This window comes from Pseudanabaena sp. 'Roaring Creek', assembly GCF_001402795.1.
In the GTDB taxonomy this organism is placed as follows: domain Bacteria; phylum Cyanobacteriota; class Cyanobacteriia; order Pseudanabaenales; family Pseudanabaenaceae; genus Pseudanabaena.
Map to the genome: position 1 here is coordinate 1 of NZ_LIRE01000024.1, position 11,662 is coordinate 11,662.

Genomic DNA, 11,662 nt, shown 5'->3' on the forward strand with positions numbered 1-11,662 from the left:
TATAGTTGTTTTAAATAACTTGTAGACGGGCTTCGACTTCGCTCAGCCCTCGGTGTAAGCTAGCTGAGCGAAGTCGAAGCTGTAGTTTTTATTTGAATTATCTATATTTGAGATATTTGAGTTGATTTTCAGATGGGACAGTTCGCTCAGATTCACTTAGATTTAATATCGGGCGAGGATTTTTACCATTGATTTTTACCATTTACCATTTAATTTAAAGGATTAAATTAAATGCTGGAATCGACTAATTGTTTTTGGTAGCGATCGCCATCTTGACGCGCGGGATTTGCTTTAGTTGATCCATGATTTGAATGATATCTCCATGCTGGACAGTGCGATCGGCATTCAGTACCACTACAAGGTCTTGGTTTGGTTCGAGTAACTGTTTAACGCGATCGCTTACTTCGTTGATACCTATTTTCTGCTTATTCAAGAATACTTCCGTCTTTTCATTCACGCTAATTGTGGCGCGAGCGGGTGTTTTTTGCATTACTCCCGATTGAGCCTTAGGTAGATTAACGGGCAAACCCTCAGTCCGATTGAGAAACAAAGACGACAGTACAAAAAAAGTGAGTAAGGCGAACAGAACATCCAACAGCGGAACAACATTCTTAATTTCTATCGGCTGATCGGACAAATCCGCATCTTGGCGACGGCGGTTTCTTCTAGACATGGGCGCTTACCTTCTGGCGATGCGCCCGCAAATGTTGCAGTTCTAATTGAGTGCAGCATTGATCGAAATAGGCAACTTGTTGAGCATAGAGCGATCTAAAAATGCTTGCAGCAATCAGAGCCAACACGGCGACAATTAATCCCGTAGCCGTAGAAATAAGTGCTTCACTGATGCCTCCTGTAACATTGAGAGCCTTAGAACCACCTACATCGCCGAGGGTCAGCGAGCCAAAAGACGCGATCAGACCCGTAACAGTCCCCAGCAGCCCGAGCAAAGGAGCTAAGCCAACAATAATTTCAAAAATATTATTAAAACGTTTGAGACTGGGCATTTCAGCTTGCAAACGCGAGTCTAGAGCGAGGGTAAATTCCGTAGGGGTAGCATCGGGAATCGATAGAGCTTCCAAGTAAATACGGGCGATCGGCAAATCAATATGCATTTGCAGAAAATCCTCGGCTTGGCGGGGATCTTCTTGATAAATTTGTAGCGCTTTCCGCACTACTCGCTTCTGCTGTTTTTTGATCCTCGACCAAAAAATCGTACGCTCGATCGCCAAGGCAACTACTACAAAAGAACAAATCATCAGGGGAATTATTGTAATTCCGCCCGCGACTAGGGTATCCAACAATTTAGACATGACAACAAAAATCAAATTATGCAAATTCTACAGCATATTAATGCTATTAATTATCAATTAGCATATATTTTTTCTGACATTTTTTTTGATAAACAGCTATTTTTTTCATTATTTTTCGTTGTTTTGGGGATAGGAATGACAAATATTCGATTGGCAACTATTGCTAGACTTCACCTTGGCTGGCAATAATCAGCATAAAACTCTTAGTCCGCAATCTATCCTTAATCTATAGCGACTTTCTTTTGCGCAATGTCTAGGGATTGATGATATTGCCGCATTGATTGCCATATTAATCAACGGGCTAAAAAACTTATTGAGGCTTATTGAGAAAAATATTTAATGTCAGTTCGGGTTTGCTATTTACTCTGAACTTATCTCTGAACCTACTCTGAACGCCTTGTAACTAAAATTTGATAATGGCTTGACAATAAGATCGTTGCTAGGTTAGGATAATATGCTTATGTCTTGACTCAAAACTTGACATATACTCCGCCCACTAAAACTGCAGTCATTAGTGCATGAATAAGTCTACTCTTGTTACTCCTGCCTTCGTTCTACCAGATCTTGTAGAAATCCAGCGGGAGAGTTTTCGATGGTTCCTAGAAGAAGGACTTATTGAAGAGCTTGAGAGTTTCTCACCGATTACAGATTATACGGGCAAAATGGAACTCCATTTTATTGCCAAAGATTATAAACTCAAGCGCCCAAAATATAGTGTTGATGAGTCCAAACGTCGGGATGCCACCTATGCCGTACAGATGTACGTTCCCACGCGGCTTATTAATAAAGAGACAGGAGAAATAAAAGAGCAAGAAGTTTTTATCGGCGATCTGCCTCTGATGACAGATCGTGGAACCTTTATTATTAACGGGGCTGAACGAGTCATCGTCAATCAGATTGTCCGTAGCCCTGGGGTTTATTACAAGCAAGAAATTGACAAGAACGGTCGTCGCACCTACAACGCTAGCCTTATCCCTAACCGAGGTGCATGGCTGAAGTTCGAGACAGACAAAAACGATCTTGTCTGGGTGCGTATTGATAAAACTCGTAAATTATCTGCTCAGGTATTGCTCAAGGCGATCGGTCTGAGCGATGCCGAGATCCTTGACGCGCTTACCCATCGCGAGTATTTCCAAAAAACCATTGACAAAGAGGGTCAGTTTGACGAAGACGAAGCTCTCAAAGAGCTTTATCGGAAGTTACGTCCAGGCGAGCCTCCTACCGAGTCGGGTGGTCGCGAACTATTGCGATCGCGCTTCTTTGACCCCAAACGTTACGACCTTGGGAAAGTGGGACGTTACAAGCTCAATAAGAAATTGCGCTTAAATACCCCTGACACCATGCGGGTATTGACGGAGAAGGATATTCTCACTGCGATTAACTATCTGATCAACCTCAAGTTTGATATCGGCGAAATCGACGACATTGACCACTTGGGTAACCGTCGCGTGCGTTCGGTTGGCGAACTCTTGCAAAACCAAGTGCGGGTCGGGCTTAACCGTCTAGAGAGAATCATCCGCGAACGGATGACCGTTTCTGATGTCGATGCCCTCACGCCTGCATCCCTAGTTAATCCTAAGCCTTTAGTAGCCGCAATCAAAGAATTCTTTGGTTCTAGCCAACTATCTCAGTTCATGGATCAAACCAATCCTCTGGCTGAGTTGACCCATAAACGTCGTCTTAGTGCCCTAGGACCTGGCGGTTTGACCCGTGAGCGTGCTGGTTTTGCGGTGCGTGATATTCACCCCAGCCACTATGGTCGGATCTGCCCTATTGAAACGCCTGAAGGTCCTAACGCTGGTCTGATCGGTTCCTTGGCAACCCACGCTCGGGTAAATCAATATGGATTTATCGAGACTCCTTACTACGCAGTCGAAAATGGCAAGGTGCTCAAGAACGAAGAGCCTGTATACATGACTGCGGATGAGGAGGACGAATTTCGGGTAGCTCCTGGAGACGTAGCCACTAACGACGATGGTTATATCTTTAACGAGATCGTGCCAATTCGCTATCGCCAAGAATGGGGTACAGCAAGTCCTGAAGAAATTGACTATGTTGCGGTTTCTCCCGTTCAGATCATCTCGGTTGCTACATCCCTGATTCCTTTCCTCGAACATGACGACGCTAACCGAGCTTTGATGGGATCGAACATGCAACGTCAAGCAGTTCCGCTCTTGCGTCCTGAACGTCCTCTTGTAGGGACGGGGCTAGAAGCTCAAGCTGCCCGCGACTCAGGGATGGTTATCGTTTCGCGAGTTACTGGTGAAGTCTCCTATGTCTCTGCTGACGAAATTCGGGTTAAGGCTGATGATACTGGACTAGAAAGTATTTATCGCTTGCAAAAGTATCAGCGCTCTAACCAAGATACCTGCTTAAATCAACGTCCTCTCGTTTGGGTTGGTGATAGTGTCGTAGCAGGACAGGTTCTAGCCGATGGCTCTGCTACGGAAGGTGGTGAGATCGCCCTTGGTCAGAATATTCTCGTTGCCTATATGCCTTGGGAAGGCTACAACTACGAGGACGCAATTTTAATTAACGAGCGCCTCGTAATTGATGATGTTTACACTTCAATTCACGTTGAGAAATACGAAATCGAAGCTCGTCAAACTAAATTAGGACCCGAAGAAATCACCCGCGAAATTCCTAACGTCGGTGAAGATTCGCTTCGCAACCTTGACGAACAGGGGATTATTCGCATTGGGGCTTGGGTCAGCTCTGGAGAAATCCTCGTGGGTAAGGTTACCCCTAAGGGCGAATCCGATCAGCCTCCTGAAGAAAAGCTATTAAGAGCAATCTTTGGCGAAAAGGCTCGTGATGTGAGAGATAACTCCTTGCGTGTTCCTAACGGTGAAAAGGGTCGCGTGGTTGATGTCCGCGTATTTACCCGCGAACAAGGCGATGAGTTGCCTCCTGGGGCAAATATGGTCGTCCGCGTTTATGTTGCTCAAAAACGTAAGATCCAAGTGGGCGACAAGATGGCAGGTCGTCACGGTAACAAGGGGATTATTTCTCGGATTTTACCTAAGGAAGATATGCCTTTCTTGCCTGACGGTACTCCCCTTGACATTGTGCTGAATCCTCTCGGTGTGCCTTCACGGATGAACGTCGGTCAGGTATTTGAATGCTTGCTCGGTTGGGCTGCGGAGAACTTAAACGCCCGCTTTAAGATCGTGCCTTTCGATGAAATGTACGGCGAGGAAGCTTCACGCGAATTAGTGCATGGTCAGCTCGAACATGCGAGAAACCATACGGGTAAAGACTGGATCTTTAACGATGGATTCCCTGGCAAGTTGACTGTGTATGACGGGCGTACAGGTGAACCCTTTGACCAGCCTGTAACCGTGGGTAAGGCTTATATGCTGAAGCTAGTTCACCTTGTCGATGACAAGATCCATGCTCGTTCGACTGGACCTTACTCTCTGGTTACCCAGCAACCTCTTGGCGGTAAAGCGCAACAGGGTGGTCAGCGGTTTGGAGAAATGGAAGTATGGGCATTGGAGGCATTCGGAGCTGCCTATATTCTTCAAGAATTGCTTACGGTCAAGTCTGACGATATGACTGGTCGGAACGAAGCCCTCAATGCGATCGTTAAGGGTCATGCAATTCCTCGTCCTGGTACACCTGAATCATTCAAGGTATTGGTGCGCGAGCTTCAGTCTCTCTGTTTGGATGTCTCGGTTCACAAGCTTTCTGAGGATGGCAGTAACCAAGATACGGAAGTGGATCTTATGGTGGATACTGGCTCCCGTCGCACCCCAAACCGTCCAACCTATGAGTCAGTCTATCGAGGCGACATCAACTTTGATGATGATGATGACTAATTATTAGCGTTTAGCTGTTGGCTATTAGCTGTTAGCTTTTGGAATATCCAAGCCAAACGCTAATAGCTGACCGCTAAACGTTAATAACTAACTCAAGTTTGGTGCTGAAATTCAGCAACTTGCTACGCAACGCTAGCGATCGCAATTCAATCATGGAAAAGCTAAAAGCTAGTAGCTAACTGCTAATAGCTTTCAATCTAAAGAACTTAATTTAAGGACGTTGTAACGTATGGCGAAAGTGGAACAGCGATTTGACTATGTCAAGATTGGCTTGGCATCACCCGATCGCATTCGTAAGTGGGGCGAACGAGTTCTACCAAATGGCAGTTTGGTTGGCGAAGTCACAAAACCTGAAACAATTAACTACCGCACATTAAAGCCAGAAATGGATGGCTTATTCTGCGAGCGGATTTTTGGGCCTGCTAAAGACTGGGAATGCCATTGCGGCAAATATAAGCGCGTGCGTCATCGCGGTATTGTTTGCGAACGTTGTGGCGTAGAAGTGACCGAATCACGGGTTCGTCGCCATCGCATGGGCTTTATTAAGCTAGCAGCCTCAGTTACCCATGTGTGGTATCTCAAGGGTATTCCCAGTTATATGGCGACATTGCTGGATATCCCCCTACGCGATGTCGAGCAAATTGTTTACTTCAATGCCTACGTTGTCCTTAATCCAGGAATCCAGTCAGAGGTTGATGGCGAAGTCACGATGGTTAATAGTCGTGAAATTCGCATCCGTGGGGTGGATGGCATTGAAAGAGCTTACCATCTGCATCCAAAACATCTTCCCATTATTGCGGAAGGAAAATTTGTCGAACAGGGGGAGGCGATCGCCAGCGCCTATAACCTCTCTTACAAGCAATTACTCTCTGAAGACCAATGGATCGATCTAGAGGATCAGATCTATGCCGAAGACCCAGTGCTAGATGGAATTGAAGTCGGTATTGGTGCGGAAGCAATCAAGCAGTTATTGCAAAATATCAATCTGGAAAAAGAAGCTGAGCGTTTGCGTACGGACATCGAGAACTCTAAAGGTCAAAAACGCGCCAAATTAATTAAGCGGTTGCGTGTGGTTGACAACTTTGTCGCGACGGGTTCTAAGCCCGACTGGATGGTGCTAGATGTAATTCCTGTTATTCCTCCCGACTTGCGTCCGATGGTACAGCTTGATGGTGGTCGTTTTGCTACTAGTGACTTAAACGATCTCTATCGTCGCGTTATCAATCGGAACAATCGTCTTGCCCGTTTGCAGGAAATTCTCGCCCCTGAAATTATCGTCCGTAACGAAAAGCGGATGTTGCAAGAAGCCGTTGATGCTTTGATCGACAATGGTCGTCGCGGACGGACGGTGGTGGGCGCAAATAACCGTCCCCTCAAATCCCTTTCCGACATCATTGAAGGTAAACAGGGAAGATTCCGCCAAAACTTGCTCGGTAAACGGGTTGACTACTCTGGTCGTTCCGTAATTGTGGTAGGACCAAACCTGAAGATCCATCAGTGTGGGTTGCCCAAGGAAATGGCGATCGAGCTCTTCCAGCCCTTTGTAATTCATCGCCTGATTAAGACAGGTTTGGTAAATAACATCAAGGCTGCCAAGAAGCTAATTCAGCGGAACGATCCAGCCGTGTGGGATGTCCTCGAAGATGTAATTCGCGAACATCCCGTCATGCTCAACCGTGCGCCAACGCTTCATAGATTGGGTATTCAAGCTTTTGAACCACTCCTCGTTAGTGGTCGGGCAATTCAACTTCATCCCCTCGTCTGTCCCGCGTTTAACGCTGACTTTGATGGCGACCAGATGGCGGTTCACGTTCCTCTGTCGATTGAGGCTCAGGCGGAAGCACGTTTGTTAATGTTGGCTTCTAATAATATTCTCTCGCCTGCGACAGGTCGCCCGATCGTAACTCCTAGCCAAGATATGGTTTTGGGTTGTTACTATCTAACTACTGAAAACCCCAGCAAGCAAAAGGGTGAAGGTCGTTATTTTGCTAATTTTAACGATGTCGTGATGGCGTACGAACAGCGCGAAATCGATATCCATGCCAATGTTTGGGTGCGCTTTGAGGGCATCGTTGAAGGGCAGGGCGAAGCCAAGGAGAATGAGGAGCCCAAGGTCACAGTGTTGGAAGATGGCACTAAAGTCAAGGAATTTGATTTTCGCCGCATTCGTGAAGATGCGGAAGGTGGGTTGATCTCTCAATACATCAAAACCACTCCTGGGCGCGTGATTTTCAATCAAGCAATTTATGCATCTCTAGCTAGCTAGAAGCTAAAAGCTATCAAAACAGCACTTGGTAAAGCACTTGGTGCTGTTTTGATAGCTCAAACATTTGGATTAATTACTCAGAAGATTATTTAACACAGCTTAATACCATGGCAGATTTCACGACTAGCAGCACGGATTCGCCTAACGATAACAAGCCCCAACGTTTTATCAATCGCACGATTGATAAGGGACAGCTAAAGAAGTTGATTGCTTGGGCTTTTACCCACTATGGCACTACAAGCGCCGCCAATGTTGCCGACCAGTTAAAATCCTTAGGATTTCGCTATGCAACTCAAGCTGGTGTATCGATCAGCATTGATGATTTGCAGGTTCCTGCTAGTAAAAAAGCCTTACTAGCAGCGGCAGAGCTAGAAATTGAAGAAACCGAAAGCCGCTACACGAGAGGAGAAATTACTGAAGTAGAGCGCTTCCAAAAAGTAATTGACACTTGGAACGTTGCTAACGAAAATCTCAAGGATGAGGTAGTAAAAAACTTTAAGAAGAATAACCCTCTTAACTCTGTTTACATGATGGCGTTCTCTGGGGCGCGGGGAAATATCTCGCAGGTGCGCCAGTTAGTGGGTATGCGGGGTTTGATGGCCGATCCTCAAGGGGAAATCATTGACTTACCCATTAAGACCAACTTCCGAGAAGGATTAACCGTTACGGAATACATCATTTCATCCTATGGAGCCCGTAAAGGTCTGGTAGATACGGCGTTACGGACGGCAGACTCTGGATATCTCACCCGCCGTCTGGTTGACGTATCACAGGATGTAATCGTTCGTGAAAATGATTGTGGTACTACTCGCGGTATTAGGCTCAAGGCAATGCGGGATGGGGAAAAGACCCTCATCAAATTGTCCGATCGCCTATTTGGTCGTGTTGCTGCCGAAGATATTGTCGATCCGAAAACTGGCGAAGTAATCGTCATGCGGAACCAAGAGATTTCTGAGGATCTATCCTTGGCCGTGGCTAAGGCAGGAGTGGAAGAGGTATGTGTTCGTTCGGCCTTTACTTGCGAATCGACGCGATCGGTTTGTCAAATGTGCTATGGCTGGAGCTTGGCTCATGCCGAATTAGTAGATATCGGTGAAGCTGTTGGGATTATTGCCGCGCAGTCCATTGGTGAGCCAGGTACCCAGCTAACCATGCGTACCTTCCACACAGGTGGCGTATTTACAGGGGAAGTTGCTGAACAGCAACGGGCTCCCTACGACGGCACGATTAAGTACAGCAAAAAGTTGAAGGTGCGCCCGATGCGTACCCGTCATGGTGAAGATGCCTTTATCGTGGAATCAAATGGTGACTTCACCCTAGAAAGCTCTGAAGGTAAGCGCGTTTACGCCGTTACCCAAGGTTCAACCCTATTGGTGCGTGACGGACAAAAGGTCAGCCATAATCAATTAATGGCTGAGGTTTCGGCAACGGGTAAAACTTCGCGCAAAACGACGGAGAAAGCAACTAAAGCCCTCAATACTGGTTTGGCTGGTGAAGTATTATTCTCCGATCTGGCGATCGAAGAGAAGAAAGACCGCCAAGGCAATACCAGCTACGTTGCTCGTGGGGAAAAGGGGCGGGTTTGGGTACTAGGTGGTGAGGTCTACGATCTACCTCCAACTGCCGAGCCTACGGTCAAAAATGAAGCCTATGTCCAAGAGGGAGATGTACTTGCCGAAACCCGCTTAATTACCGAACATGGCGGTGTCGTGCGTCTCAGTGAAGAGGACAGCCGTCACAACCGTGAGGTGGAAATTATTACTGCTTCGGTAATTTTGGATCAGGCGATCGTTAAGGAAGAAAGTTATCAGGGACGAGAGCATTACATCCTCGAAACTCAGGGTGGTCAGAGCTTCTCGCTGAAGGCTTCTCCAGGTAGCAAATTGATTAACAATCAAGTCGTTGCCGAGTTGATCGATGATACTTATCAAACCAAGAGCGGCGGTATTATCAAATTCGCTGGCGTAGAAGTCGCGAAGCGCAGCAAGGGTAAACAGGGCTATGAAGTTGTTAAGGGTGGCACTTTGCTTTGGGTTCCTGAAGAAACCCATGAAGTGAATAAAGATGCTTCGCTATTAATGGTGGAAGAGAACCAGTTCATTGAGGCGGGTACGGAAGTTGTTAAGGATATCTTCAGCCAAACCGCAGGTGTAGTAGAGGTATTCCAGAAGAACGACATTTTGCGTGAAATCGTGATCAAGCCAGGGGATTTGCACTTGGTAGACGATCCGCAAACCGCTATGCAAAAAAATGGGTCTTTGGCTTATCCTGGTACCGAAATTATGCCAGGGTTGGTTTCCCCCGAACTACGCTACGTGGAATATTTGGATTCTACGGAGGGTCCTGCCTTACTCTTGCGTCCTGTTGAGGAATACCAAGTTCCCGATGTACCTACGGTTCCTAGCCAAGAGTCGGTGAATCAAGAAGGTCGCTCGATTGGGCTGAGAGCGGTACAGCGGATTCCTTACAAGGATGGCGATCGCGTAAAGGCGATCGATAGTGTGGAGTTACTCAAAACCCAGTTGCTATTGGAGGTCGATACCGATGCGCCTCAATTAGCTGCGGACATCGAATTTATCCCCAACGATAGCGATCCAGGTAGCTTACGCCTACAGTTGGTGATCCTCGAATCCTTGGTAATTCGCCAAGACAATTCAGGCGATCCTACCCACACCAATTCGCGGACACGTCTATTGGTAAATGATGGCGATCGCATTGAGCCAGGTGCTGTCGTTGCTCGCACCGAGATTCTCTGTAAAAAAGCGGGACAAATTCGTGGAATTCGTAAAGGCTCGGAAGTGGTACGCCGCCTACTGGTTGTTACCGATACCGATTGCATTACCACAGCTTGCCCTAACCCCACCGTGGCTCCAGGGGATTTATTGCGATCGGGCGATGAGATCGGTGCTGGCATAATCACCGAGGAATCGGGACAGGTTCTTAAGGTGGAGGATGGAAAGGTCGTATTTCGGATCGGTCGCCCTTACCTTGTGTCTCCAGGAGCCTTGTTACAAATTCATGATGCTGACCTCGTTCAGCGTGGGGACAACATTGCTTTATTGGTGTTCGAGCGCGCGAAAACAGGAGACATTATCCAAGGTCTACCTCGGATTGAAGAACTGCTTGAAGCTCGTAAACCTAAGGAAATGTGTGTGCTTGCGCGGACATCGGGTACTGCTCAAGTTACCTATGACTCTGACGACAATCCCGAAGTGAAGATCCTCGGAGATGATGGAGTTCTTGATGATGACTACTCCTTTAACGCAGGTCAGAGTGTAATTATTTCTGATGGTCAGAAGATATTGGCTGGTGAAGCACTCACCGACGGTCCTGCCAACCCCCATGACATTCTTGACATCTACTTCCATACTTACAAAGAATCCCTTGGCGTAAGAAAGGCTGCCCTAATCGGTCTACAAAAAGTACAGGAGTTCTTAATGAACGAAGTGCAGTCTGTATACCAATCTCAAGGTGTGGATATTTCCGACAAGCATATTGAGGTAATTGTCAAACAGATGACCTCCAAGGTCAGGATCGAGGATGGTGGCGACACTACCCGTCTCCCTGGTGAATTGGTCGAACTCCACCAAGTGGAGCAAATCAATGAGGCAATGGACATTACGGGTGGCGCACCTGCGGACTACACACCTGTATTGATGGGTATTACTAAGGCAAGTTTAAATACCGACAGCTTTATCTCGGCAGCTAGTTTCCAAGAGACCACTCGCGTTCTTACGGAAGCAGCGATCGAGGGTAAATCTGACTGGTTACGTGGCTTGAAGGAAAACGTCATTATTGGTCGTTTGATTCCTGCGGGTACGGGCTTTAATGCTTACGATACGCCTATTGTCGATGTGGATAATGGCTACGAGCCAGACCTTGGCTACGACGAAGAAGCGGATGATGTCATTATTGATGACAATACTGCGCGCAATTACCAAATCATCGAACCTCGGATCGAGCCAATCCGTGTCGTTGATAAGCCTCGTAGCCGTCGTAATTTCGACGATGAGCTCGTGGATGACGATGTGGAATTTGAAGACGATGATGAGGAGGAAGATGATGATTTTGACGATGAAGATTAAGTTCAAGCTTAGATAATTCGTTGTAATTACCAATCAAACTCAAGCCTTTTTTATAGGCACTGCTTACTAAGATATATAGTTGTTTTAAATAACTTGTAGACGGGCTTCGACTTCGCTCAGCCCTCGGTGTAAGCTAGCTGAGCGAAGTCGAAGCTGTAGTTTTTATTTGAATTATCTATA

The 11,662-nt window shown here is 46.7% G+C and carries 6 protein-coding genes; 4 read left to right on the top strand and 2 right to left on the bottom strand.

All coding sequences use genetic code 11. The annotated features are described in order from the left end of the window. Positions 1–244 precede the first annotated feature (244 nt). Positions 245–673, bottom strand: a complete 429-nt coding sequence (locus tag AC805_RS00660) for a biopolymer transporter ExbD (protein ID WP_055073623.1) — start codon at positions 671–673, stop codon at positions 245–247. Further along, complete coding sequence (locus AC805_RS00665) at positions 666–1,310, bottom strand: MotA/TolQ/ExbB proton channel family protein (protein ID WP_055073626.1); 645 nt, start codon at positions 1,308–1,310, stop codon at positions 666–668. The genes AC805_RS00660 and AC805_RS00665 overlap by 8 nt, the downstream gene beginning before the upstream one ends. Positions 1,311–1,328: 18 nt before the next feature. Between AC805_RS00665 and AC805_RS25310 the strand changes: the two genes are divergently transcribed. The 4 genes from AC805_RS25310 to AC805_RS00680 all read left to right on the top strand — a co-directional run bounded on the left by AC805_RS25310 (position 1,329) and on the right by AC805_RS00680 (position 11,482). Further along, positions 1,329–1,499 carry a hypothetical protein gene (locus tag AC805_RS25310; RefSeq protein ID WP_156341263.1) on the top strand — a complete coding sequence of 57 codons (171 nt, stop codon included), beginning with the start codon at positions 1,329–1,331 and terminating at the stop codon, positions 1,497–1,499. A gap of 329 nt (positions 1,500–1,828) precedes the next feature. Next, positions 1,829–5,131 (top strand): DNA-directed RNA polymerase subunit beta, encoded by a 3,303-nt coding sequence (gene rpoB / locus AC805_RS00670; RefSeq protein WP_009626553.1) that lies wholly within the window; start codon positions 1,829–1,831, stop codon positions 5,129–5,131. Positions 5,132–5,360: 229 nt separating this feature from the next. Next, complete coding sequence (rpoC1, locus tag AC805_RS00675) at positions 5,361–7,397, top strand: DNA-directed RNA polymerase subunit gamma (RefSeq protein ID WP_055073624.1); 2,037 nt, start codon at positions 5,361–5,363, stop codon at positions 7,395–7,397. Positions 7,398–7,504: 107 nt separating this feature from the next. Continuing rightward, positions 7,505–11,482 (top strand): DNA-directed RNA polymerase subunit beta', encoded by a 3,978-nt coding sequence (locus tag AC805_RS00680; protein ID WP_055073625.1) that lies wholly within the window; start codon positions 7,505–7,507, stop codon positions 11,480–11,482. The last annotated feature ends 180 nt before the right edge of the window (positions 11,483–11,662 follow it).